The organism is Pseudomonas sp. MDT1-16 (assembly GCF_054898115.1).
In genome coordinates, this window is record NZ_CM142717.1 from 840,594 (window position 1) to 865,068 (window position 24,475).

The 24,475-nt window shown below is 59.2% G+C and carries 20 protein-coding genes; 15 read left to right on the forward strand and 5 right to left on the reverse strand.

All coding sequences use genetic code 11. The features are described from left to right. Positions 1–190 precede the first annotated feature (190 nt). The 11 genes from rpsF (at position 191) to ACYZT3_RS03785 (ending at position 14,710) form a co-directional block, all read left to right on the forward strand. Complete coding sequence (rpsF, locus tag ACYZT3_RS03735) at positions 191–613, forward strand: 30S ribosomal protein S6 (protein ID WP_003217491.1); 423 nt, start codon at positions 191–193, stop codon at positions 611–613. 28 nt (positions 614–641) lie between these two features. After that, positions 642–872 (forward strand): 30S ribosomal protein S18, encoded by a 231-nt coding sequence (gene rpsR, locus ACYZT3_RS03740; RefSeq protein WP_002551829.1) that lies wholly within the window; start codon positions 642–644, stop codon positions 870–872. Between the two features lie 36 nt (positions 873–908). After that, positions 909–1,802 (forward strand): YybS family protein, encoded by an 894-nt coding sequence (locus tag ACYZT3_RS03745; RefSeq protein ID WP_282376702.1) that lies wholly within the window; start codon positions 909–911, stop codon positions 1,800–1,802. Between the two features lie 19 nt (positions 1,803–1,821). Then, entirely contained in the window at positions 1,822–2,268 is a 447-nt protein-coding gene (gene rplI, locus ACYZT3_RS03750) for a 50S ribosomal protein L9 (RefSeq protein ID WP_003197251.1), read from the forward strand. Between the two features lie 120 nt (positions 2,269–2,388). Next, positions 2,389–3,783 (forward strand): replicative DNA helicase, encoded by a 1,395-nt coding sequence (dnaB, locus tag ACYZT3_RS03755; RefSeq protein WP_282376703.1) that lies wholly within the window; start codon positions 2,389–2,391, stop codon positions 3,781–3,783. A 101-nt stretch (positions 3,784–3,884) separates the two neighbouring features. Next, positions 3,885–6,200 carry a YgiQ family radical SAM protein gene (locus ACYZT3_RS03760; RefSeq protein ID WP_282376704.1) on the forward strand — a complete coding sequence of 772 codons (2,316 nt, stop codon included), beginning with the start codon at positions 3,885–3,887 and terminating at the stop codon, positions 6,198–6,200. A gap of 215 nt (positions 6,201–6,415) precedes the next feature. Next, on the forward strand, positions 6,416–7,336 hold the full coding sequence (locus ACYZT3_RS03765; protein WP_462031540.1) for an NAD synthetase: 921 nt from the start codon (positions 6,416–6,418) through the stop codon (positions 7,334–7,336). Beyond that, positions 7,333–7,794, forward strand: a complete 462-nt coding sequence (locus ACYZT3_RS03770) for a hypothetical protein (protein WP_282376706.1) — start codon at positions 7,333–7,335, stop codon at positions 7,792–7,794. Before ACYZT3_RS03765 ends, ACYZT3_RS03770 begins: the two co-directional genes overlap by 4 nt. A gap of 175 nt (positions 7,795–7,969) precedes the next feature. Beyond that, a complete protein-coding gene (locus ACYZT3_RS03775; protein ID WP_462031541.1) occupies positions 7,970–11,245 on the forward strand; it encodes a transglutaminase family protein in 3,276 nt (1,091 codons plus the stop codon). Between the two features lie 88 nt (positions 11,246–11,333). Next, entirely contained in the window at positions 11,334–13,820 is a 2,487-nt protein-coding gene (locus ACYZT3_RS03780) for a circularly permuted type 2 ATP-grasp protein (RefSeq protein ID WP_282376708.1), read from the forward strand. After that, positions 13,820–14,710, forward strand: a complete 891-nt coding sequence (locus ACYZT3_RS03785; RefSeq protein ID WP_462031542.1) for a transglutaminase family protein — start codon at positions 13,820–13,822, stop codon at positions 14,708–14,710. Before ACYZT3_RS03780 ends, ACYZT3_RS03785 begins: the two co-directional genes overlap by 1 nt. A 126-nt stretch (positions 14,711–14,836) precedes the next feature. On the opposite strand, the gene ACYZT3_RS03790 is transcribed toward ACYZT3_RS03785, so the two are convergent. Further along, positions 14,837–15,028, reverse strand: a complete 192-nt coding sequence (locus ACYZT3_RS03790) for a hypothetical protein (protein ID WP_046044817.1) — start codon at positions 15,026–15,028, stop codon at positions 14,837–14,839. Positions 15,029–15,096: 68 nt separating this feature from the next. After that, entirely contained in the window at positions 15,097–15,684 is a 588-nt protein-coding gene (locus ACYZT3_RS03795; protein WP_282376710.1) for an LOG family protein, read from the reverse strand. Positions 15,685–16,024: 340 nt separating this feature from the next. Between ACYZT3_RS03795 and azu the strand changes: the two genes are divergently transcribed. Then, complete coding sequence (gene azu / locus ACYZT3_RS03800; RefSeq protein WP_462031543.1) at positions 16,025–16,471, forward strand: azurin; 447 nt, start codon at positions 16,025–16,027, stop codon at positions 16,469–16,471. Between the two features lie 63 nt (positions 16,472–16,534). Here the strand turns inward: azu and nadE are convergent, their stop codons facing one another. The 3 genes from nadE to ACYZT3_RS03815 all read right to left on the reverse strand — a co-directional run bounded on the left by nadE (position 16,535) and on the right by ACYZT3_RS03815 (position 19,787). Continuing rightward, positions 16,535–17,362 (reverse strand): ammonia-dependent NAD(+) synthetase, encoded by an 828-nt coding sequence (gene nadE, locus ACYZT3_RS03805; RefSeq protein ID WP_282376712.1) that lies wholly within the window; start codon positions 17,360–17,362, stop codon positions 16,535–16,537. 4 nt (positions 17,363–17,366) lie between these two features. Then, positions 17,367–18,602, reverse strand: a complete 1,236-nt coding sequence (pncB, locus tag ACYZT3_RS03810; protein WP_282376713.1) for a nicotinate phosphoribosyltransferase — start codon at positions 18,600–18,602, stop codon at positions 17,367–17,369. Positions 18,603–18,881: 279 nt separating this feature from the next. Next, complete coding sequence (locus tag ACYZT3_RS03815) at positions 18,882–19,787, reverse strand: LysR family transcriptional regulator (protein WP_462031544.1); 906 nt, start codon at positions 19,785–19,787, stop codon at positions 18,882–18,884. 174 nt (positions 19,788–19,961) lie between these two features. Between ACYZT3_RS03815 and amaB the strand changes: the two genes are divergently transcribed. The 3 genes from amaB (at position 19,962) to ACYZT3_RS03830 (ending at position 24,366) form a co-directional block, all read left to right on the forward strand. After that, positions 19,962–21,452 (forward strand): L-piperidine-6-carboxylate dehydrogenase, encoded by a 1,491-nt coding sequence (gene amaB, locus ACYZT3_RS03820; RefSeq protein WP_282376715.1) that lies wholly within the window; start codon positions 19,962–19,964, stop codon positions 21,450–21,452. A 132-nt stretch (positions 21,453–21,584) separates the two neighbouring features. Continuing rightward, on the forward strand, positions 21,585–22,868 hold the full coding sequence (gene amaA / locus ACYZT3_RS03825; protein WP_462031545.1) for an L-pipecolate oxidase: 1,284 nt from the start codon (positions 21,585–21,587) through the stop codon (positions 22,866–22,868). A gap of 364 nt (positions 22,869–23,232) precedes the next feature. Continuing rightward, on the forward strand, positions 23,233–24,366 hold the full coding sequence (locus tag ACYZT3_RS03830; RefSeq protein WP_282376717.1) for an ABC transporter substrate-binding protein: 1,134 nt from the start codon (positions 23,233–23,235) through the stop codon (positions 24,364–24,366). Positions 24,367–24,475 lie beyond the last annotated feature (109 nt).

Below are 24,475 nucleotides of genomic sequence, written 5' to 3' on the forward strand. Positions count from 1 at the left end.
CGCGTCATCCAATGGCTGATTGTTCAAATAATCACCAATTGCCTTGCACCTCTTCTGTCCCTTCTCTACAATTGCGCCCCTTGCTGTGACGGCAGGCACGCATGTGTCTATCGCAAGCAAGTCCATAAGTGTCATTCACTCCTTGTCTGACCGCTTTTGAGCGGCAGGCTACAACCCGTAAGGAGCATTCATGCGTCATTACGAAATCATCTTTTTGGTCCACCCGGATCAAAGCGAGCAAGTCGGCGGCATGGTAGAGCGTTACACCAAGCTGATCGAAGAAGACGGCGGCAAAATCCACCGTCTGGAAGATTGGGGCCGTCGTCAACTGGCCTACGCAATCAACAATGTTCACAAGGCTCACTACGTGATGCTGAACGTTGAGTGCACTGGCAAGGCCCTGGCCGAGCTGGAAGACAACTTCCGCTACAACGATGCAGTGATCCGTAACCTGGTCATCCGTCGCGAAGAAGCCGTTACTGGCCAATCCGAGATGCTCAAGGCTGAAGAAAACCGCAGTGAGCGCCGTGAGCGTCGCGACCGTCCTGAGCACGAAGGCGCTGAAAGCGCTGATAGTGATGACAGCGACAACAGCGATAACGCTGACGAGTAATCCACGGACCTTTTAAGGAGCCTATCAAATGGCACGTTTCTTCCGTCGTCGTAAATTCTGCCGCTTCACCGCTGAAGACGTGAAAGAGATCGATTACAAAGATCTCAACACTCTGAAAGCTTATGTATCCGAGACCGGCAAAATCGTTCCAAGCCGCATCACCGGTACCAAAGCACGTTATCAGCGTCAGCTGGCCACCGCTATCAAGCGCGCCCGCTTCCTGGCCCTGCTGGCCTACACCGACAGCCACGGCCGCTGAGATCGGGCAGTCGACACGTAGCAAAGGATTGAATGCATGCGAGCCATAGCTGAGTTCATCATGCGCGGCCGTATGCAGGCCACTCTGGTAGTGGCTGGATGCGCGGCATTGCCGTTGTTGTATTGGTTGGGTGCTGCCGCTGGATGCTTTGTGCTCCTGCGGCGCGGATTGAAGGACGCCTCGAGCGTTCTTGCTCTGGGACTGCTGCCGGCATTGATCTGGTGGCTTTACGCCGATGACCCACGCTCACTTCTGGTGTTGCTGGGGTCTTGGAGCCTTGCGTTGGTTTTGCGCGCAAGTGAGTCCTGGAACCGCGTGCTGCTGGTCAGCATAGCGATGGGAGTGGTGTTTGCAGTGGTGCTGGGGACAGTTTTTGCTCCCCAAATCGAGATGCTGGCGCAGGCTTTGATAAAAGTCATGCCGTCGCTACTCGGTGATGTCTACCAGAAGTTGTCGGTAGACGAGCAAGCGCATTTTGCGTCCCTGATTGCACCGGTCCTGACCGGCCTGATTGCGGCCTTGTTGCAAATCGTCAGTGTGCTGAGCCTGCTTGTCGGGCGCTACTGGCAGGCGTTGTTGTACAACCCGGGTGGTTTTGGTCGCGAGTTTCGCGCCATCCGACTCCCGCTTCTACCAGCGATGTTGCTGCTGGCGTGCATGCTTCTGGGGCCGAACATCGGTCCACAGATGGCCATGTTGACGCCGTTGTGCAGTGTACCGCTGGTGTTCGCCGGGCTGGCCCTGATTCACGGGCTGGTGGCGCAAAAGCGACTGGCCAGATTCTGGCTGGTGGGGTTGTACGTGACGCTGTTGCTGTTCATGCAGCTGATCTATCCGTTGCTGGTGGTCTTGGCCATCGTCGACAGCCTGATTGATTTTCGCGGTCGTTCGGCGCCGAAAGACGCCGATAGCGCGAACGGTGAAGGTTAAAAGTTAAGAGGATTTTCACATGCAACTGATCCTTCTGGAAAAAGTCACCAACCTGGGCAACCTGGGTGACAAAGTGAACGTTAAGGCTGGTTACGGTCGTAACTACCTGCTGCCTTACGGCAAAGCTACCGCTGCGACCGCTGCCAACCTGGCTGCGTTCGAAGAGCGTCGCGCTGAGCTGGAAAAAGCCGCAGCAGACCGTAAAACTTCGGCTGAAAGCCGTGCCGCCCAACTGGCTGAGCTGGAAGTGACTATCACTGCCACTGCCGGTGACGAAGGCAAGCTGTTCGGTTCGATCGGCACCCACGACATCGCTGATGCACTGACCGCCTCTGGCGTTGAAGTCGCAAAAAGCGAAGTTCGTCTGCCGAACGGCACCATCCGCAACGTAGGCGAATTCGACGTAGCCGTGCACCTGCACGCCGAAGTTGAAGCCACCGTACGCGTTGTCGTGGTAGCAGCTTAAGCAGCACTTGTCGGCTGGTACCCTCGGGTGCTTGCCGGTAACATCGGGCACGATCCTGTTTACAGGTCGTGCCCTTTGTCTTTCTGTAACCCCTGCTTTTCTTAAATAAACCAAGTGGCCATGAACGATATCTCCGCTCCCGAGCAATACGATCTGCAAACCGCTTCCCTGAAGGTGCCGCCGCATTCCATCGAGGCCGAACAGGCCGTGCTCGGTGGTCTGATGCTGGACAACAACGCCTGGGAACGCGTGCTCGATCAAGTCTCCGACGGCGATTTCTATCGGCATGACCACCGTCTGATCTTCCGCGCGATCGCCAAGCTCGCGGACCAGAACTCGCCGATCGACGTCGTGACCCTTGCCGAGCAATTGGACAAGGAAGGTCAGACCTCGCAGGTCGGCGGCCTTGGTTACCTGGGTGAACTGGCGAAAAACACGCCGTCCGTCGCCAACATCAAGGCCTATGCGCAGATCGTTCGCGCACGAGCAACGTTGCGGCAGTTGATCGGCATCGCCACCGAAATCGCCGACAGCGCCTTCAACCCGGAAGGCCGCTCGGCTGAAGAGATTCTCGACGAAGCCGAACGCCAGATTTTCCAGATCGCCGAGGCCCGGCCAAAAACCGGCGGCCCGGTGAGCGTGAATGACCTGTTGACCAAGGCCATCGACCGTATCGATACGCTGTTCAACACTGACAACGCGATTACGGGCCTCTCCACCGGTTATACCGATCTCGACGGCATGACCAGCGGCTTGCAGCCGTCCGACCTGATCATCGTCGCCGGCCGTCCATCCATGGGTAAAACCACCTTTGCGATGAACCTGGTGGAAAACGCCGTATTACGCAGCGACAAGTGCGTACTGGTTTATTCGCTGGAGATGCCAGGCGAATCGCTGATCATGCGTATGTTGTCGTCCCTCGGTCGGATCGATCAAACCAAGGTTCGTGCCGGCCGCCTGGACGACGACGATTGGCCGCGCCTGACCTCGGCGGTCAACTTGCTCAACGATCGCAAGCTGTTCATCGACGATACGGCCGGTATCAGCCCCTCGGAAATGCGAGCGCGGACTCGGCGTCTGGTGCGTGAGCACGGCGATGTCGGCCTGATCATGATCGACTACCTGCAATTGATGCAGATCCCGGGTTCGAGCGGCGACAACCGGACCAACGAGATTTCTGAAATCTCCCGTTCCTTGAAGGCCCTGGCCAAGGAATTCAACTGCCCGGTGGTGGCGCTGTCCCAGCTCAACCGCTCCCTGGAGCAACGTCCGAACAAACGCCCGATCAACTCCGACTTGCGTGAATCCGGAGCGATCGAGCAGGATGCTGACGTGATCATGTTCGTGTACCGGGACGAGGTTTACCACCCGGAAACCGAGCACAAAGGCATCGCCGAGATCATCATCGGCAAGCAGCGGAACGGCCCGATCGGTACGTCACGACTGGCGTTCATCGGTAAGTACACCCGCTTCGAAAACCTGGCGCCGGGCAGCTATAACTTCGACGACGAGTAAGTTGCCGAGAGTTGCAATTTCCGACCATAGCCGTCGGAATTGGTTATTTTTTGTGCTATATTCCGCGCCCGCGATTTTTCATCTCAACACCGGTCATCGTCATGCAAACAGCCAAGCCGTTATTTGACTATCCCAAGTACTGGGCCGAATGTTTCGGCCCAGCGCCATTCCTGCCGATGAGCAGGGAGGAGATGGATCAGCTTGGCTGGGATTCCTGCGACATCATCATCGTCACTGGTGATGCGTACGTTGACCATCCGTCGTTTGGCATGGCGATCATCGGCCGGCTGCTGGAGTCTCAGGGCTTTCGCGTCGGGATCATCGCTCAGCCAAACTGGCAGTCCAAAGACGACTTCATGAAGCTCGGTGAGCCGAACCTGTTCTTCGGCGTCGCGGCCGGCAACATGGACTCGATGATCAACCGCTACACCGCCGACAAAAAAATCCGTTCCGATGACGCCTACACTCCCGGTGGCCTGGCGGGCAAACGTCCGGACCGCGCGAGCCTGGTTTACAGCCAGCGCTGCAAGGAAGCCTACAAGAACGTGCCGATCGTTCTTGGCGGCATCGAAGCTTCCCTGCGCCGCATCGCCCACTACGATTACTGGCAGGACCGGGTGCGCAACTCGATCCTGATCGACGCCTGCGCCGACATCCTGCTCTACGGCAACGCCGAGCGCGCGATCGTCGAAGTCGCCCAGCGCCTGTCCTACGGTCACAAGATCGAAGACATCACCGACGTTCGCGGTACCGCATTCATCCGTCGCGATACGCCGAAAGACTGGTACGAAGTCGATTCCACGCGTATCGACCGTCCGGGCAAGATCGACAAGATCATCAACCCGTATGTGAACACTCAGGACACTGCGGCTTGCACCATCGAGCAGGAAAAGGGCGCGACTTTTTCAAGTGCAGAAGACCCGAGCGAAGCCAAAGTCGTGCAGATTCTGGCCAGCCCGAAAATGACTCGCGACAAGACTGTGATTCGTCTGCCGTCGGTTGAGAAAGTCCGTGGCGACGCGGTGCTTTATGCTCACGCCAACCGCGTGCTTCACCTGGAAACCAACCCGGGCAACGCCCGTGCATTGGTTCAGAAGCACGGCGAAGTCGACGTCTGGTTCAACCCGCCTCCGATTCCGATGACCACCGAAGAAATGGACTACGTGTTCGGCATGCCCTATGCGCGCATTCCGCACCCGGCGTACGGCAAGGAAAAGATCCCTGCCTACGACATGATCCGTTTCTCGGTGAACATCATGCGTGGCTGCTTCGGCGGCTGCACCTTCTGCTCGATCACCGAGCACGAAGGCCGGATCATCCAGAACCGTTCCGAAGAGTCGATCATTCGCGAAATCGAAGAGATCCGCGACAAGGTTCCAGGCTTTACCGGCGTCATTTCCGATCTCGGTGGTCCGACCGCGAACATGTACCGCATCGCCTGCAAGAGCCCGGAAATCGAATCCGCGTGCCGCAAGCCTTCGTGCGTATTCCCCGGTATTTGCCCGAACCTGAACACCGACCACTCGTCGCTGATCCAGCTGTATCGCAGCGCTCGTGCCTTGCCGGGTGTGAAGAAGATTTTGATCGCGTCTGGCCTGCGTTACGACCTCGCGGTCGAGTCGCCGGAATACGTCAAAGAGCTGGTGACCCACCACGTTGGTGGTTACCTGAAGATCGCCCCGGAACATACCGAGGAAGGTCCGCTCAACCAGATGATGAAGCCGGGCATTGGCAGCTATGACAAGTTCAAGCGCATGTTCGAGAAGTACTCCAAGGAAGCCGGGAAAGAGCAGTACCTGATTCCGTACTTCATCGCCGCGCACCCGGGCACCACCGACGAAGACATGATGAACCTGGCCTTGTGGCTCAAGGGCAACGGCTTCCGTGCCGACCAAGTGCAGGCGTTCTACCCGTCGCCGATGGCCACCGCCACCGCGATGTACCACTCGGGCAAGAACCCGCTGCGTAAGGTCACTTACAAGAGCGACGCCGTGACCATCGTCAAGAGCGAAGAGCAGCGTCGTCTGCACAAAGCGTTCTTGCGTTATCACGACCCGAAAGGCTGGCCGATGCTGCGTGAAGCGCTGACCCGCATGGGTCGCGCCGACCTGATCGGGCCGGGCAAGAATCAGTTGATCCCGCTGCACCAGCCGGCGACCGACAGCTACCAGAGCGCCCGTCGCAAGAACTCGACACCCGCCGGCAGCCATAAAGTGGCAGGGGAAAAGACCACCAAGATCCTGACCCAGCACACTGGCTTGCCACCGCGCGCCAGCGATGGCGGCAACTCGTGGGACAAGCGCGAACAGGCCAAGGCTGCGGCATTCGCCCGCAACCAGCAGGCGGCGAAGGACCGTAAGGATGCGGCCAAAGGCAAGGGGCCAAAGCCTGCGCGCAAACCTGTCGTGCCGCGTTAATTGCCGTACCGCATCGCAAGACGCCAGCCTCAGTGCTGGCGTTTTGCTTTCTAGCGAGGGGACGGCCTGTTTGCTAAGGTGACGCGCACTTCAGTGGCCACCAGGAAAACCGGTTCCCCCGGTACAACGCCAAACCCTGTGGGAGCCGGGCTCGCCCGCGATGACGGCGGCACAGGCAATAAAGATCTCACCCCCAATTCTCAAGGACGATTCACATGAACAACCCCTTACCGGGTATCGGCATGGACTACAGCCCCTCCCAGTTCATGGCCCGCCAACGCATCGAAAACCAGATCAACCTGCCACGCCTGTTCGCCGCCATCGACGCCGATCCCGGAATCGTCGGCGCGGGCGTGGTGTACATCGATGCCGAGTTCAACGTAGTCACCCTGCGCGAGTTCAAGCCGATTTGCAGCATCAAGCCCAAGCGGATCATTTTGCGGGAGGCGCAGAAGTACATTGCGCCTGCGCAATTCGCCGATCAGGTGCAGAACAATCCGCGGGAATCGCGATTGGTAGCAGAGGCGGTGAATACCACGCTGTCGTGCGCCGGGGCAGTGATCAGTTGGGCTGTCATTGCCAGCGGAACGATCCTGGTTCCGTTCAGCGCGGGTGCGAGTTCGGTCGTTGTCGCTATTGCTTATACCGCCGCCGGGGCAAGCAGTCTTCAGTGCCTCAATGGCATCGCACGAACCACCCTTGAAGTGGCCAAGCCTGAAGTGAACGATTGGCTGGACAGCGAGGCGTGGTACCAGAACGCATCTATCGGATTGGATGCCGCTTCCCTGGTGGGTGTTGGGGCATCTGCTCTGGCCACCATCAAACTGGTCAGGGTCGCCAAGGCTACTACCGGGAAAAGCCTGCGCGATGTGCTTCGTGGGTTGAACAGGCAGGAACGGGCGAAGCTGACCAAGGAACTTCTGAGCATCAATGATCCAAGACTGACATCGAAAATGCTCAAACTGAAGCAATTGGCGGGAGAACTGCCTAAACGCTTCACGCCAACTCAACTCAAGCATGGCACGGTCACCCAGATCAAGGATTCGTTAGGGGCTGCGATCGGCCTTACTGGAAGTGCCTTGTCAGGCAATGTCAAAACTGTTGCGATCGGCCTGTACGAGGAAATCGACGAGTGAGCGAACAACTAACACTCAAGGCATTTTTCAGACGTTACTTTCTGGCATTTCTTGGCGGGATCTTTGCCGCCTACTTTTCACTCGCCTTTGCAGTTGCGCTGTCGTTCGTCACCTATTTCCAGAATGCGCCGCTTGCTGACAGCGGGTTTTATATTTTTCTGGCAGGCGCAGCACTGACGCTTCTGATTGTTCATAGCAATTTCATGATTGTGCGTGGAAGGCCGCGGTGGGTGTGGATGGTGGCCGGGGTTTTTGTGGCATGCCTGCTGTTCGTGTTGCCGATGATCCAGTACACCCCCCCCAGAGTGATTTATGTGTTGGCCTTGCTGTCCCCTTTACTGGGGCTGCTTTTTCTCAATAGCAACGGACAACGAGAAATGCGCACCCGGCTGGTTGAAATCCGTCGCCAGCGCGAGTTGATCAGGCACGCTTCCAAGGCATCGCGCACGCAACGTTGAGTCGACGGGCCCACCGATCCGCCACATTTATGTGCGCTCCTGCGCGCACGAAAGCGAGCAATGCGCGCTTTTAGTGCTCTACTGCCTTGAGTAACCGAAGAAAGGGTCCGACCTGCCTGCATGGCATAAGTCTTGCGCCGCTTTCGATTACGTCCAGGCTCGCAGGAGGCACGCCGTGTCGATCCATGTCGCATTGCACCACGTCACGCATTACCGCTACGACCGCGCCGTCGAGCTCGGTCCGCAGATCGTTCGTCTGCGCCCGGCGGCTCACAGTCGCACGCGGATACTTTCCTACGCGCTGAAAGTCTCTCCCGAGCAGCACTTCATCAACTGGCAGCAGGACCCCCAGGGCAATTACCTGGCGCGGTTGGTGTTCCCGGAGAAAACCGATGAGCTGCGGATCGAAGTCGATCTGCTGGCGGAGATGGCGGTCTTCAATCCATTCGACTTCTTCCTTGAGCCCTACGCCGAAAAGATCCCTTTCGATTACGCCGTGGATGAGCGCAAAGAGCTGGCGCCGTACTTGGAAACCTTGCCCCTGACGCCAAAGTTCAAGGCTTACCTGGACGGTATCGACCGCACGCCTCTGCCCAGTGTCGATTTCCTCGTCGCGCTCAATCAGCGCCTGAGCGAAGACATCGGCTACCTGATCCGCATGGAGCCGGGTGTGCAAACCCCCGAACACACCTTGGAACATGCCTCCGGTTCTTGCCGCGACTCCGCGTGGTTGCTGATGCAACTGCTGCGCAACCTCGGTCTGGCGGCGCGTTTCGTCTCCGGTTACCTGATTCAGCTCACCGCTGATGTCAAAAGCCTCGACGGCCCGTCGGGCACTGACGTGGACTTCACCGACCTGCACGCCTGGTGCGAGGTCTATTTGCCCGGTGCTGGCTGGATCGGCCTGGACGCGACGTCAGGGCTGTTTGCCGGTGAAGGACACATTCCGTTGGCCTGTAGCCCCGATCCGGGCTCTGCGGCACCGGTCAGTGGCTTGGTTGAACCGTGCGAGTGCGAATTCACCCACGAAATGTCGGTGGAGCGGATTTGGGAAGCACCGCGGGTGACAAAGCCCTACACCGAAGACCAGTGGCTGGCGATCCAGGCCTTGGGTCGGCAGATCGATGCCGACCTGCTCGAGGGTGACGTACGCCTGACCATGGGCGGTGAACCGACCTTCGTATCCATCGATGATCCGGACGGTGCCGAATGGAACACCGCTGCGCTCGGGCCGGACAAGCGGCGTCTGTCCGCTGAATTGTTCCAGCGCCTGCGTAAGCACTACGCGCCCAAAGGCCTGGTGCATTTCGGTCAGGGCAAGTGGTACCCCGGCGAGCAATTGCCGCGCTGGTCGCTGAACTGTTATTGGCGCCGCGACGATGTGCCGATCTGGCACAACAGCGCGTTGATTGCCGATGAGCAGCAAGACTACGGGGCCAATGACGAGTTGGCCGGGCGTTTTCTGGCAAGTGTCGCCGAGCGCCTGAAAATTCCCACACGGTTTGTATTTCCGGCCTACGAAGACAATTTCTATTACCTCTGGCGCGAAGGCGCTTTGCCGCAGAACGTCAGCGCCGAAGACTCACGTCTTGCAGAGCCTTTGGAGCGTGCGCGCCTGCGCAAAGTCTTCAGCCAGGGCCTGGACAAGGTCATCGGTCAGGTCCTGCCGCTGGCGCGCACCGCCAAGGGTGATCAATGGCAGAGTGGTCGATGGTATCTGCGCGACGAACACTGCCGACTGGTACCGGGGGACTCGCCGCTGGGCTATCGCTTGCCGCTCGGCTCGCAGCCTTGGGTGAAGGCGTCGGAGTACCCGTTCATTCATCCTGTGGACCCGAATCAGGATTTCCCCGCACTGCCCGACACTGCGCAGCTTCAGAGCCAAGGCGAGCCTGCGGTGGCTGATGAACGCACGCCAAAGATCGACGAATCTGCCGACTGGCTGACCCGTACAGCCTTCTGCGCGCAAGCACGAGAAGGACGGTTGTACCTGTTCATGCCGCCGCTGGAGCGGGTCGAGGACTACCTGGAACTGGTCAGCGTCATCGAAGCCACCGCCGAGGAGTTGCATTGCGCGGTGTTGCTGGAAGGCTATGAGCCGCCGAGCGATCCGCGCCTGAGCAACTTCCGTATCACGCCCGACCCGGGTGTGATCGAGGTCAACGTGCAGCCGTCCGCCACGTGGGATGAACTGGTCGAGCGCACCGAATTTCTTTACGAAGAAGCGCGCCAGACCCGACTCACCACCGAGAAATTCATGATCGATGGCCGGCATACCGGCACCGGCGGCGGCAACCATTTCGTACTGGGAGGCGCGACACCGGCTGACTCACCGTTTCTGCGCCGTCCGGATTTGCTGCGCAGCCTGATCAGCTACTGGCATAACCACCCGTCCTTGTCCTACCTGTTTTCGGGATTATTCATCGGCCCGACGTCTCAGGCGCCACGGGTCGACGAAGCACGCAACGATGCGTTGTATGAACTGGAAATCGCCTTCGCCCAGATGCCTGAGCCGGGCGAGGAGTGCGCGCCGTGGCGGGTGGATCGGTTGCTGCGCAACCTGCTGATCGACGTGACCGGCAACACCCATCGTGCCGAGTTTTGCATCGACAAACTGTATTCACCGGACGGTGCTACCGGCCGTCTTGGTTTGCTCGAATTGCGCGCATTTGAAATGCCGCCCCATGCGCGCATGAGCCTGGCTCAGCAGTTGTTGCTGCGGGCGCTGGTGGCTCGGTTCTGGCGTGAGCCCTATGCACCGCCGAAGTTGGCGCGCTGGGGTACCGAATTGCACGACCGGTTCTTGTTGCCGCACTTCATCGAACAGGATTTCGCCGACGTTATCGTCGACCTTAATGCCGCCGGTTATCCGGTACGGGCCGAGTGGTTTGCGGCGCATCTGGAGTTTCGTTTCCCCAAGGTCGGCGATTACGCGGTCAGCGGCATAGAACTGCAATTGCGCCAGGCGCTGGAGCCTTGGCATGTGCTGGGAGAGGAGGGCGCGGTCGGCGGCACGGTGCGTTACGTGGATTCGTCGCTTGAACGCTTGCAGGTCAAACTCATGGGCCTGCCACCCCAGCGTTACGTGCTGACCTGCAACGGCATTGCGGTGCCCTTGCAGCCCACCGGACGGGTTGGCGAATTTGTGGCAGGCGTACGATTTCGTGCCTGGCAACCGGCCAACTGCCTGCAACCGACCATCCCGGTCCATGCGCCGCTGGTATTCGACCTGCTCGACACCTGGATGCAGCGCTCGCTGGGTGGGTGTCAGTACCACGTTGCCCATCCGGGCGGACGCAACTACGACAGCTTGCCGGTGAACGCCAATGAGGCGGAGAGCCGCCGAATGGCGCGCTTCTTCCGCATCGGACATACGCCGGGGAAACTTCCTATACCCAATATGGAAATTAACGACGAGCTACCGATGACTCTCGATTTACGACGTTTCTAAACCGTACGCGACGCTCGGATTTTTCGTATATCCGGGCGTCATGAGCCTGCGTTAGTCTGACCGTTCTTTGCTGTCTGCCGAGCTTTCCATGCCTGACCTGCTTGACCGCTACCCGCTGACGGCGGGCACTTATCACGAAATGCTCGACGACAGCGGCGCCGTGCGTCCGCATTGGCGTCGGTTGTTCGACCAATTGCAGCGCAGCACGCCAACACAATTGGTGCAGCGTCAGGCCCTGCTGACACGGCAGATCCAGGAAAACGGCGTGACCTATAACGTCTACGCCGATCTCAAGGGGGCCGATCGGCCGTGGGAGCTCGATTTGCTACCGCACGTGATTGCGGCTGATGAATGGCAGCAGTTATCGGCCGGAATCGCTCAGCGGGCACGCTTGCTCAATACGGTGCTGGCAGATTTGTACGGGCCGCAGCGGTTAATCGCCGAAGGTTTGCTGCCTGCCGAGCTGGTTTTCGGTCACAACAACTTCCTCTGGCCCTGTCAGGGCATCACGCCGCCCGAAGGGGCTTTTCTGCATTTGTATGCCGTGGATCTGGCGCGTACGCCTGACGGTCGCTGGTGGGTCACGGCGGACCGGACTCAAGCGCCGTCCGGTGCCGGTTACGCCTTGGAAAACCGTACCATTGTGTCCCGGGCCTTTCCCGAGCTGTACCGCGACCTGAAAGTGCAGCACCTGGCCGGGTTCTTCCGCACGCTTCAGGAAACCCTGGCACGTCAGGCACCGAGCGATGACGACGCGCCGCTGATCGTGCTGCTGACACCGGGACGTTTCAACGAAAGCTATTTCGAACACCTCTATCTGGCGCGCCAGCTCGGTTATCCACTGGTAGAGGGCGGTGACCTGACGGTGCGCGACGCTACGGTCTACCTGAAAACCCTGAGCGGATTGCGCCGGGTCCACGCGATCATGCGGCGGCTCGACGATGACTTCTGCGACCCGCTTGAGCTGCGCACCGATTCGGCCCTTGGCGTGCCGGGGTTGTTGGAGGCGGTACGCCAAGGGCGAGTGCTGGTGGCCAATGCCCTCGGCAGCGGCGTGCTGGAGTCGCCGGGATTGCTGGGCTTCCTGCCGAGGATCAATCAATTCCTGTTCGGCGAAGAATTGATCCTGCCCTCCATCGCAACCTGGTGGTGCGGTGAAGCGCCGGTGCTGGCTCAGGCCCTGGAAAAATTGCCGGAGTTGTTGATCAAGCCGGCTTTTCCGTCACAGAGCTTCGCTCCGGTGTTTGGTCGCGATTTGAGTGAAAAACAGCGTGAGGCACTGGCCGAGCGCATGCAGGCTCGGCCTTATGCCTATGTCGCGCAAGAATTGGCCCAGCTCTCTCAAGCCCCGATCTGGCAGGCTGAAGAGGGTCATCTGCAACCCCGGGCCATCGGCATGCGCGTGTACGCAGTGGCCAGCCGTGATGGCTATCGGGTGCTGCCCGGCGGCCTCACCCGCGTTGCGGCCGAGGCTGACGCCGAAGTGGTGTCGATGCAGCGCGGTGGTGCGAGCAAAGACACCTGGGTGTTGGGCGATCGCCCGCCGAGCGGTGAGCAATGGAAAACCCAGCGCCCGATCGGCGTGCACGACCTGGTGAGACGCGATCCGTATCTGCCGTCGCGGGTGGTGGAAAATCTGTTCTGGTTCGGGCGTTACTGCGAGCGCTGTGATGACAGTGCGCGGTTATTGCGGATCATGCTGGCGCGTTATGTCGATGGCGATGACCCGCAAGCCTTGGAGGCGGCGGTGGATCTGGGCGAACGGTTGATGTTGTTGCCCGATGAAGGCGAGTTGCCGGAACGCTTGCTGGCGGCATTGCTCGGCGACGACTGGCCTTTCAGCCTGCGCTCCAACCTGCAACGTTTGCAGTGGGCTGCTTCGCAAGTGCGCGGCAAGCTCTCGCGGGAAAACTGGCAGGCGCTGGTGGAGTTGCAACGCGAGGCCATGGAGCTGGAAACGGAAGAGCCGGATTTCGGCGAATTGCTGGATTTCCTCAACCGTCTGGTGATGTCCCTGGCGGCGTTATCCGGTTTCGCCCTCGACGACATGACCCGGGATGAAGGCTGGCGCTTCCTGATGATCGGCCGTCGGATCGAACGTCTGCAATTTCTCAGCGCCAGCCTGGCGGCATTTCTGCGAGGTGCCGGTACTTTCGATCAGGCCGGACTGGAATGGCTGCTGGAGCTGGGCAACAGCAGCATCACTTACCGTTCGCGGTATCTGGCGGTGGCGCAACTGATTCCGGTGCTCGACCTGTTGCTGCTCGACGAGCAGAACCCCCACGCCGTGTTGTTCCAGTTGAAACTGGTGACTCGTACCTTGAAGCGCTTGAATGATGACTTCGGCGCGCCTCGTGAAGTGGGGTTGCCACAGTGGGTGGAACGCTTGGCACAGTTCGATCTGGGATGCCTGGACAACCCGCTGTTCGGCGCAGCCAGCGTTCGGGCGGCCATTGAGGGGCTGGCCGACCTGTTGCAAGAAATCGCCGACGCCAGCGGGCAAGTGTCGGATCGTCTGGCCTTGCGCCATTTCGCCCATGTCGATGACGTTAGCCAGCGCACGGTGTCCGTATAATGAGCGCCCACTACCAGATTCTCCACGACACCCATTATCACTACGACAGCCCGGTGTCCCTGGCCCAGCAACTCGCGCACCTTTGGCCACGGGCCTGTGCCTGGCAGCGTTGCACCGAGCAGCAACTGCAGATCAGTCCCGACCCGACTTCGCGCCGCGATGAGCTGGATGTGTTCGGCAATCCGCTGACCCGGTTGGCGTTCGAGCGGCCGCACGATGAATTGCTGGTCAATGCCCGGCTCACCGTCGAAGTGCTGGCTCGGCCGGCGCTGGATTTCAATCAATCCCCCGCGTGGGAAGAAACCCGCAACGCGCTGACCTACAGCAGTCAGCCGCTTTCCCCGCAATTGCTGGAAGCGTGTCGTTACCGGTTCGAATCGCCCTATGTGCATTTGAAGCACAACTTCGTCGAGTTCTCGCAAAGCTGCTTTCCACTGGGTCGGCCACTGATGCTGGGTGTACAGGCGCTGATGGAGAAAATCTTCAGCGAGTTCACGTTCGATGCCGAAGCGACTCAGGTGGCGACGCCGCTGGTGGAAGTGCTGGAGCGCCGGCGCGGCGTTTGTCAGGACTTCGCTCACCTGATGCTCGCCTGCGTACGCTCCCGTGGGTTGGCGGCGCGGTACATCAGTGGCTACCTGCTGACCCAGCCACCACCGGGCCAGCCGCGGCTGATCGGCGCCGATGCTTCACATGCCTGGGTTTCAGTGTTTTGCCCGGTGCTCGGCTGGGTGGATTTCGACCCGACCAACAACGTGCGACCAGCGCTGGAACACATCACGTTGGCCTGGGGCCGGGATTTCTCCGATGTCTCGCCGTTGCGTGGGGTGATTTTGGGCGGCGGCAACCATGACCCCGAAGTCCGTGTCACCGTAATGCCACTGGATTAACTAGGGATGTGCAATTAGTTTCTGGACTGGAGGTATTTCAGATTGGCCTGTGAGGGTCAGCAGCGTGACTGCTGACCCTGGACACAGATCCGGTGGGCCTGATCAGATCATCGGGCCCTGAGGGTCTCAGGCGTCGGGCGCCTGATCTTTCGGTGTTTCAACATCATCTTCTGCGGCCACTTCACCTTCTGCATCCGGGTTCAGTGCGGCGGCTTCTTCTTCAGCTGTAGCTTTCTTGCGCTGAAGCTTTTCCTCTTTCTTCTGCTCCTTGGCCAAGTCTCTCTGACGTTTGGCGAAGGAATAATTGGGTTTAGCCATGGGCGATCCTCTGGGGTCGAAGGTGAGGTTGAGCGGCGCATATTCTGCCCTGTATCGATGCCCAGCGGTTAGCTGGGTTTTTGCTCGGCCCATTTTGGCGGTACCGAGGGTTGCCAGGCGTCCAGTGCATCAAGCAGGGTTTGCGGCGATTCGCTCATTTGCAGCATGTCACGGTGCGGTTCGCGAACGAAGCCTTCGCCGACGATATGATCGAGAAAATCTGTCAATTTGCTATAGAAACCGTTCACCTCCAGCAGCCCCAGCGGTTTGCCGTGGTAACCGAGCTGGCCCCAGGTCCAGATTTCGAACAGTTCCTCCAGCGTGCCCAGGCCGCCGGGCAGGGCGATAAAGGCGTCACTGAGCTCGGCCATCCGCGCCTTGCGCGCATGCATGCCGTCGACCACTTCCAGACGAGTCAGGCCGCTGTGACCGATTTCCTTGTCTTTGAGGCTTTGCGGGATGATCCCGATCACTTCACCGCCGGCCGCCAGCGCAGCATCGGCGACGATGCCCATCAGCCCGACGGCACCGCCGCCATAGACCAGGGTCAGCTTGCGCTCGGCCAATGCTCGCCCCAGGGCGACAGCCGCTTCACGATAAGCCGGGTGGGTGCCGGTGCTGGCACCGCAAAATACACAAACGGACGCTAAAGACATGCCTTACTCCACGGTCAGTATGGCCACAGAGTAAAGGCAGGCACGCGGCGTTCCAAGGTCTAAACTTCGCGTTTAGGTGTTTCATAGGTACCGCTGGCGCCACAGGCGTAGGCGGCGAGCAAACTGCACAACAGGCTATTAAGGGACATGACAGTTCCAGATGAGTGATGACGACCTGATGATAGGGCCGCCCCAGACGTCTGGCTGGTAGATTGTTTCGATAGGTGTCATAGCCCGAAAGTTGTATACAATTTATGATTCAGGTCATAGGAACTTGCGAGGTTTTCAGGCAGTCTTCTGTCCATTCGCACTGTTGTTAACCCTGCCTTGGAGATTCACCATGTTTGCCAAACTTGTTGCGGTATCCCTGCTGACACTGGCCAGCAGCCAATTGATGGCTGCCGAGTGCAAAGTCACCGTTGACTCCACTGACCAGATGTCCTTCGATACCAAGGAAATCAGTATCGACAAGAGCTGCAAGACGTTCACCGTGGAGTTGAAACACTCCGGCAATCTGCCGAAAAACGTCATGGGTCATAACTGGGTCCTGAGCAAAGAAGCCGATATGCAGCCGATCGCCACCGCTGGCCTGGCCGCAGGCATCGAGAAGAGTTACCTGCCTGAAGGCGACGCACGCGTCATCGCTCACACCAAAGTCATCGGCGCTGGCGAAAAGGATTCTGTGACCTTCGACGTGTCGAAGCTCGATGCTGGCGAGAAGTACGGCTTCTTCTGCTCATTCCCAGGCCACATCTCGATGATGAAAGGCACTGTTGTCCTGAAGTAATCAAATTGAACTCATAAAAAAAGCGTCCACTGGACGCTTTTTTTGTGCCTGTTGTTCGCTCAATCAAGGCGCAAACGGCATCACCCGCTTGTGATGAGTCTTTTTGTACGTGTCGCAGATGATCTTGAATGCTTCATCGCGCACCGGCTCGCCGTGCAGGAAGGCGTCGATCTCGGCGTAGGTCACCCCGTGGGACGCTTCGTCCGGCTTGCCCGGCGACAGGTCTTCAAGGTCGGCAGTCGGGATTTTTTCCACCAACGACTCCGGCGCGCCGAAGCTGCGGGCGATGTCCCTGACCTGGTTTTTTACCAGACCGCTCAGGGGCGCGAGGTCGCAAGCGCCGTCACCGAATTTGGTGAAGAAGCCCATCACGGCTTCCGCCGCGTGGTCGGTGCCGATCACCAGGCCCTGGGCCGCGCCGGCGATGGTGTATTGGGCGACCATGCGCATCCGCGCCTTGGTGTTGCCCAGCACGAAATCCACCGAGACCGCATGCTTGCCTTCAAACACCGCTACTTCGTTCGCCAGGGCTTTTACCGCCGGGCCGATGTTCACGGTGTGGCGCTCATCCGGGGCGATGAAGTCCACCGAGGCCTGGGCGTCGTGTTCGTCGAACTGGGTTTCGTACGGCAGGCGCACGGCGATGAACGTGTAGCTGTTGTCGCCGGTGCGCGTGCGCAGTTCGCGCAGGGCACGCTGGGCCAGCAGGCCGGCGGTCAGGGAGTCGACGCCGCCGCTGATGCCGAGTACCAGGGTCTTGAGCCCGGAATTGACCAGGCAATCCTGGATGAAGGTAATCCGCCGGGCGACTTCAGCCTCGAGGGCGGCCTGGTCGGCGAACGGCGGCTGGACCTTGAGCTGTTCAGCAATCTCACGCTGTTCGGCTTGCATGAATTCACTCCTTGCTAGAAATGCTAGATGTACTGGAAAGGGCGGCAGGTACTTTGAAAACGTGTCGCAAATAGGCGACGAAATTCGGGTCTTTGCAGTGAGTCTTGCCAGGCTCATCGGAAATTTTTGCCACGGGCTGGCCGTTGCAGGCGGCCATTTTAAGCACGATGCTCATCGGTTCGACACCCGGAATATCGCACGTCAGGTTGGTGCCGATGCCAAAGCTGACATTGATCCGACCGCGCAATGCCCGAAAAATCTCCAGGGACTTGGGCAGCGTCAGGCTGTCGGAGAACACCAGCGTCTTGCTCATTGGATCGATGCCCAGCTTGTGATAGTGAGCGATGGCCTTTTCAGCCCAGAGCACCGGATCACCGGAATCATGACGCAAACCGTCAAAGAGCTTGGCGAAGTACAGGTCGAAATCGCTGAGAAAGGCATCCGTGGTAATGCAGTCGGTGAGGGCGATCCCCAATAGGCCGCGGTACTCGCGGACCCAGCAATCGAGGGCGGCAATCTGACTGTCGATCAGCCGCGGACCGAGTTGCTGATGGGCCATGATCCATTCGTGGGCCATGGTGCCCAACGGCTTCATGTCCAGCTCCCGTGAAAGGTGCACATTGCTGGTGCCGACGAAGCGTCCGGGGAAATCGTGCTTGAGCACGTTCACCACTTCTTCCTGCACGCGGTACGAGAAGCGACGACGAGTGCCGAAATCGGCTACCTGCAGTTCAGACAATTCGTCTGCGCTGGCGTTGGCAGTCAACCAGTCGAACTTGCGATAGAGCTGCTCGCGCGCCTGTTCGAGCACGACCTCACGGTAGCGATAGCGGTTGCGCACCTCGCTGACGATGGACAACAGCGGCACTTCGAACAGGATCACGTGCAGCCATGGCCCGCGCAGGCGGATGAACAGCTCGCCGTTTTCGATGCCGGTGTGGACGTAGCGCAGATTGAAACGGAACAATCCGAGAAAGCGCAGGAAGTCCGGCTTCATGAAGCTGATGCGCTCCATGAAACTCAACTGGTCGGCGCTCAGGCTCAACTCGGCGAGGCGTTCGATCTGGAAACGAATCTCCGCCAGGTACGGGCGCAAATCTTCGCTGTTACGGCAACGAAATTCCCATTCGACTTCCACGTTCGGGTAGTTGTGCAACACCGCCTGCATCATCGTCAGTTTGTAGAAGTCGGTGTCGAGCAGGTTCTGCACGATGCGATCGCCAAACACGCTCTCGCTCATAACGGGGTTCTCCAGGCTGGCCGCGGCCTGTGGTAGCGACGTTGCAGCTGTTTCAATGAATGGGGCTAGTGGCGCATATCAGAGGTGGGGATTGCCAGTGTTTTTTGACCAGGGCTTAGCGGTATCGCAATTTGTAGCAGCTGCCGAAGGCTGCGTTCGAGTGCGCAGCACTCGCAAAAAACAGTCGAATCGTTTCTTAAGGTGGACCTTGTTGTTCTTTGGCGACCGCTTCGCGGCCGAACGCAGGCTTCGCCAGCTGCTACAGAAATTGCGGTGCTCTTAAGTTGCCGCAGGACTATCAATCTGCTCCAGCATCCACTTCACAAAATCCCGCACTTTCGGCACTTCTGCTGAATGCTCCGGATACGCCAGGTAGTAGGCATCGGTGCTGGGCATCGCGTGCTTCCAGGGTATGACCAGTTTGCCGTCGGCCAATTCCTCTTCCACCAGAAATCGCGGCAACAGCGCCACTCCGCAGCCGACCTGGGCTGCACGGATGCACATATAAAAGGTTTCGAAACGCGGGCCGTGGTAGCTGTGTTCGGTGTGATAGCCCTGACTGTCGAACCAGTCGTGCCAGGCCTGGGGTCGGGAGGCGTTTTGCAGCAGGACCAGGTCGGTGAGTTGCGTAGGATCGGTGAACGGCGTGTCCGGCAGGCTGCCCGGTGCGCAGACCGGCACCAGCTCTTCGCCGAACAGCTTCAGGCACTCAGTGCCGGGTCGAGAGCCCTGGCCGAAGTAGAACGCCAGGTCGCTGCGACCTTGCAGCAGATCGTCGGCTTCGTGCTCGCTGCACAAGTCCAGATGGATCGAGGGATGGCGCAGACGCCAACCCTTCAAGCGTGGCACTAGCCAGCGAGCGCCGAAGGTCGGAGGCGTGGAGACGCGCAGGACCTCGGTTTCACCGCCGTAGGAGCGCAGGTAGTGAGTCGACATCTCGACCTGTGTGAGGATTTTTCGTACCTCCACCAGGTACAAGTCACCGGCCGGAGTCATTTGCAAGCGTCGACGCACCCGGCGGAACAGCAGGTGCTGCAACAATTCTTCGAGTTGCGCGACCTGTTTGCTGACGGCGCTCTGGGTCAGGTTCAGCTCTTCGGCGGCCCGAGTGAAACTCAAATGCCGGGTTACTGCCTCGAAACACTGCAGTGCGGTGATCGATGGCAGGTAGCGTTTATTCAGCATGGGTTGTCCTTTTTCTTGTTTCTTTCTTATCAGCAATTCGCAGCATGAATAAACGGAATGATATCTCTCTTAAAGGTCGTTTGTTGGGTAACCTCCGGAGCGCTAAAACTACAGGTCTGATCAGTCGTGATTTTCCGGCTGCACACATTCTGTTTTTCGCTTGAGGAGTGACCCATGGTTGCCGCATTGCTTGATCGTCTTGGTGTGAACCCGGCCCTGTACCAGAACGGCAAAGTGCCGGTGCATTCGCCGATCGATGGCAGCCAGATTGCCGCCGTGAACTGGGAAGGCGCCGCTGAAGTCGAGCAGCACATCAGTCGTGCAGATCATGCGTTCGAACTGTGGCGCAAGGTCCCGGCGCCGCGTCGTGGTGAACTGGTTCGTCAACTGGGCGATATCCTGCGTGAATACAAGGCCGACCTCGGCGAGCTGGTGTCCTGGGAAGCCGGCAAAATCACTCAGGAAGGTCTGGGTGAAGTTCAGGAAATGATCGACATCTGCGATTTCGCTGTCGGCTTGTCCCGTCAGCTGTACGGGTTGACCATCGCTTCTGAGCGTCCTGGCCACCACATGCGCGAAACCTGGCATCCGCTGGGCATCGTTGGCGTCATTAGCGCCTTTAACTTCCCGGTCGCGGTCTGGGCCTGGAACACCACACTGGCGCTGGTCTGCGGCAACCCGGTGATCTGGAAACCGTCAGAAAAAACCCCGCTGACCGCACTGGCCTGCCAGGCGCTGTTCGACCGCGTACTGAAGAACTTCAGCGACGCGCCACCGCACCTGAGCCAAGTCATCATCGGCGGTCGCGATGCCGGCGAAGCCCTGGTCGATGACCCGCGTGTCGCGCTGATCAGCGCTACCGGCAGCACCCGCATGGGCCGCGAAGTGGCGCCGAAAATCGCCGCACGTTTCGCTCGCAGCATTCTGGAACTGGGCGGTAACAACGCAATGATCCTCGGCCCAAGCGCCGACCTGGACATGGCCGTACGGGCAATCCTGTTCAGCGCCGTCGGCACCGCCGGTCAGCGTTGCACCACGCTGCGCCGTCTGATTGCCCATGAATCGGTGAAAGAAGAAATCGTCACCCGCCTGAAAGCCGCTTACTCTAAAGTGCGCATCGGCAACCCACTGGAAGGCAACCTGATTGGTCCGCTGATCGACAAGCACAGCTTCGAAAACATGCAGGATGCGCTGGAGCAGGCCTTGAGCGAAGGCGGCCGGGTGTTCGGCGGCAAGCGCCAACTGGAAGACCAATTTCCTAACGCTTATTACGTCTCGCCGGCCATCGTTGAAATGCCGGAGCAGAGCGATGTGGTCTGCAGCGAAACCTTCGCACCCATTCTATACGTGGTCGGTTACAAGGATTTCGACGAGGCCTTGCGCCTGAACAACGCCGTGCCACAAGGCTTGTCGTCGTGCATTTTCACCACTGACGTGCGTGAAGCCGAGCAGTTCATGTCGGCGGTGGGCAGCGACTGCGGCATCGCCAACGTCAACATCGGCCCAAGCGGCGCGGAAATCGGCGGGGCGTTTGGCGGTGAGAAAGAAACGGGCGGCGGTCGTGAATCCGGCTCCGATGCATGGCGCGGCTACATGCGCCGTCAGACGAACACCGTGAACTATTCGCTGGAGTTGCCGTTGGCTCAGGGCATTACGTTTGACTGAAGGGCCTCTTCGCGGGCAAGTCGGATCGCCGCACCGCTCGCTCCTACATGGACAGCACGACCCTGTAGGAGCGAGGCTTGCCCGCGAAGCTTTTGCTTTGTTGTTTGTTAGGTTTCTGATTGGAGTCTGGCAATGCCGTTACGCGAAGAGTGTCTGTGGGAAAAACTGACGCCGCAAAGGCCTGACAACGGGTTGCTCAAGGGCGAGGTGACGGTGGATGTCTGCGTCATCGGCGCCGGTTTCACCGGTCTGTCGGCGGCGGTGCATCTGCTGGAAAAAGGCAAAAGCGTCTGCGTACTGGAAGCCCATCGCGCCGGTCATGGCGGTTCGGGGCGCAACGTCGGGCTGGTCAATGCCGGAATGTGGATTCCACCGGACGAGATCGAAGCCGGTTTCGGTGAGGCGATCGGCAGCCAGCTCAATCGCATGCTGGGTGCGGCACCGTCCCTGGTGTTCAGCCTGATCGACAAATACAACATCGATTGCCAATTACGTCGCGAAGGCACGCTGCACATGGCGCACAACGCCCGTGGCGAAGCGGACTTGCGCAGTCGCGAAGCACAATGGAAACGCCGTGGCGCGCCGGTCGAACTGCTGACCGGTCAAGCCTGCGAGCAAGCAACGGGCACCCAAAAGATTGCCGCTGCACTGCTCGATCGACGTGCTGGCACGATCAACCCCATGGCTTACACGACGGGGCTGGCCAAAGCGGCCATCGGGCTCGGCGGTCAGGTGTTCGATCATTCCCCGGTGACCCGGCTCGAACGTCAGGGCCAACGCTGGTCGGTACAAACCGCTCAGGGCTCGGTGCTTGCCGAGCAAGTCGTGATTGCCTCGAATGCTTACACCGAAGGTGACTGGACAGAGTTGCGGCGTAACTTCTTCCCTGGTTACTACTATCAAGTGGCCTCGGTCCCGCTGACCGAAGAGGCTGCGCAGCAAATTCTCCCCGGTGGCCAAGGCTCCTGGGACACCCGTCAGGTCCTCAGCAGTATTCGTCGAGATAAAGACGGTCGTCTGCTGCTGGGCAGTCTCGGTAATGGCAATCAGAAGCCGGCCTGGTTCCTCAAGGCCTGGGCCGACCGGGTTCAGCAGCACTATTTCCCCTACCTCAAACCGGTGGAATGGGAGTGCACCTGGACCGGTTGCATTGCCTTCACTCCCGATCATTTGATGCGTTTGTTCGAGCCGGCGCCCGGTTTAGTGGCAGTCACCGGTTACAACGGCCGGGGCGTCACGACGGGCACTGTGGTCGGCAAAGCCTTCGCCGATTATTTGTGTGACGGTAATCCTCAAGCGCTACCGATTCCCTTTGCACCCATGCAGCCATTGGCGGGCGCGGGATTGCGCAGCTGTTTGTACGAGGCCGGATTCTCGCTGTATCACGCAGGCCAGTGCTTGCGGATCGTTATTTGATTGTTGAAATTTGTTGCTGAAAGCGGCGCTTTTTCGCGCAGCGACTAGCCTGTAAAAGGTGCGGGTTGTAGCAGTCCCGCACCAGGAGTGTGCACTTCGGTGACGCACGTTGTTACAGGCTGGTTGCACGTCGTTTGGCGCCGCGGTTGCAATGATGGCGCGCCGGGGTTGCGCCTTTAAAAATAAATGGTTTCACCTTCCGCGGTTTAGACGGTTGCACGCCCAATGAAAATGGGATCAAAACAGTCGAAATAACAATAAAGCAGCGACTTTTTTCAGAATAAAAAACCGATGGCACGGCCCTTGCTCTGAGCATTCAGTGAAGTCGCAGTGCCAACTAAAAAAAACCTTGGAGCACCACCTCATGTCCCAGACGTTTTACAAGAAAGGCTTTTTGGCCCTCGCAGTGGCAACTGCGTTGGGTGTGTCTGCGTTTGCACAGGCTGAAGTGAAAATCGGTGTGGCGGGGCCGATGACAGGCGCCAACGCGGCATTTGGCGAGCAGTACATGAAGGGTGCACAGGCTGCGGCCGATGCGGTCAACGCCGCGGGCGGCGTGAACGGGGAAAAAATCGTACTGGTCAAGGGCGATGACGCCTGCGAACCGAAACAGGCTGTGACGGTCGCCAAGGACCTGACCAACCAGAAAGTCGCTGGCGTAGTCGGTCACTTCTGCTCCTCCTCGACGATCCCGGCTTCGGAGATCTACGACGAAGCGGGCATTATCGCGATCACTCCGGGTTCCACCAACCCTGCGGTTACCGAGCGCGGCCTGAGTGCCATGTTCCGTATGTGCGGGCGTGACGACCAGCAAGGCATCGTGGCCGGTGACTACATCGTCGACGTGCTCAAGGGCAAGAAAGTCGTCGTCCTGCATGACAAGGACACCTACGGCCAAGGCCTGGCGGACGCGACCAAGGCCCAGCTGGAAAAACGCGGCGTGAAGCCGGTGCTGTACGAAGGCCTGACCCGTGGCGAAAAAGACTTCAGCACCATCGTGACCAAAATTCGCGGCGCTGGCGCCGACGTCGTCTACTTCGGCGGTCTGCACCCGGAAGCCGGTCCTCTGGTTCGCCAACTGCGTGAGCAAGGCCTCAAAGACGTCAAGTTCATGTCCGATGACGGCATCGTGACCGACGAACTGGTGACCACCGCGGGTGGCCCGCAATTCGTCGACGGCGTACTGATGACCTTCGGCGCTGACCCGCGCATGCTGCCAGACAGCAAGACCGTGGTTGACGCGTTCCGTAAAGCCGGTACCGAGCCTGAAGGCTACACCCTGTACGCCTACGCTTCGGTTCAGACCCTGGCAGCTGCCTTCAATGGCGCCAAGTCCAACAAAGGCGAAGAAGCTGCCAAATGGCTGAAAGCCAACACGGTCAAAACCGTGATGGGCGAGAAGGCCTGGGATTCCAAGGGCGACCTGAAAGTCTCCGACTACGTGGTTTACCAGTGGGACAAGGATGGCAAATACCACCAACTGGAAAAACAGAAGTGATATGAACAGCTGATTGCCGGGCGCCTTGTGCGCCGGGCAATCAAACAACATGTCCGTGCAGTACCTGTCTTTTCTCGTAGAGCTGCACACAACCGTGTTACGCCGGCGG

Bases quoted from the DNA above. Each gene is read 5' to 3' on its own strand.
- rpsF (WP_003217491.1), top strand. From the start codon at position 191: ATGCGTCATTACGAAATCATCTTTTTGGTCCACCCGGATCAAAGCGAG.
- rpsR (WP_002551829.1), top strand. From the start codon at position 642: ATGGCACGTTTCTTCCGTCGTCGTAAATTCTGCCGCTTCACCGCTGAA.
- ACYZT3_RS03745 (WP_282376702.1), top strand. From the start codon at position 909: ATGCGAGCCATAGCTGAGTTCATCATGCGCGGCCGTATGCAGGCCACT.
- rplI (WP_003197251.1), top strand. From the start codon at position 1,822: ATGCAACTGATCCTTCTGGAAAAAGTCACCAACCTGGGCAACCTGGGT.
- dnaB (WP_282376703.1), top strand. From the start codon at position 2,389: ATGAACGATATCTCCGCTCCCGAGCAATACGATCTGCAAACCGCTTCC.
- ACYZT3_RS03760 (WP_282376704.1), top strand. From the start codon at position 3,885: ATGCAAACAGCCAAGCCGTTATTTGACTATCCCAAGTACTGGGCCGAA.
- ACYZT3_RS03765 (WP_462031540.1), top strand. From the start codon at position 6,416: ATGAACAACCCCTTACCGGGTATCGGCATGGACTACAGCCCCTCCCAG.
- ACYZT3_RS03780 (WP_282376708.1), top strand. From the start codon at position 11,334: ATGCCTGACCTGCTTGACCGCTACCCGCTGACGGCGGGCACTTATCAC.
- ACYZT3_RS03785 (WP_462031542.1), top strand. From the start codon at position 13,820: ATGAGCGCCCACTACCAGATTCTCCACGACACCCATTATCACTACGAC.
- ACYZT3_RS03790 (WP_046044817.1), bottom strand. From the start codon at position 15,028: ATGGCTAAACCCAATTATTCCTTCGCCAAACGTCAGAGAGACTTGGCC.
- ACYZT3_RS03795 (WP_282376710.1), bottom strand. From the start codon at position 15,684: ATGTCTTTAGCGTCCGTTTGTGTATTTTGCGGTGCCAGCACCGGCACC.
- azu (WP_462031543.1), top strand. From the start codon at position 16,025: ATGTTTGCCAAACTTGTTGCGGTATCCCTGCTGACACTGGCCAGCAGC.
- nadE (WP_282376712.1), bottom strand. From the start codon at position 17,362: ATGCAAGCCGAACAGCGTGAGATTGCTGAACAGCTCAAGGTCCAGCCG.
- pncB (WP_282376713.1), bottom strand. From the start codon at position 18,602: ATGAGCGAGAGCGTGTTTGGCGATCGCATCGTGCAGAACCTGCTCGAC.
- ACYZT3_RS03815 (WP_462031544.1), bottom strand. From the start codon at position 19,787: ATGCTGAATAAACGCTACCTGCCATCGATCACCGCACTGCAGTGTTTC.
- amaB (WP_282376715.1), top strand. From the start codon at position 19,962: ATGGTTGCCGCATTGCTTGATCGTCTTGGTGTGAACCCGGCCCTGTAC.
- amaA (WP_462031545.1), top strand. From the start codon at position 21,585: ATGCCGTTACGCGAAGAGTGTCTGTGGGAAAAACTGACGCCGCAAAGG.
- ACYZT3_RS03830 (WP_282376717.1), top strand. From the start codon at position 23,233: ATGTCCCAGACGTTTTACAAGAAAGGCTTTTTGGCCCTCGCAGTGGCA.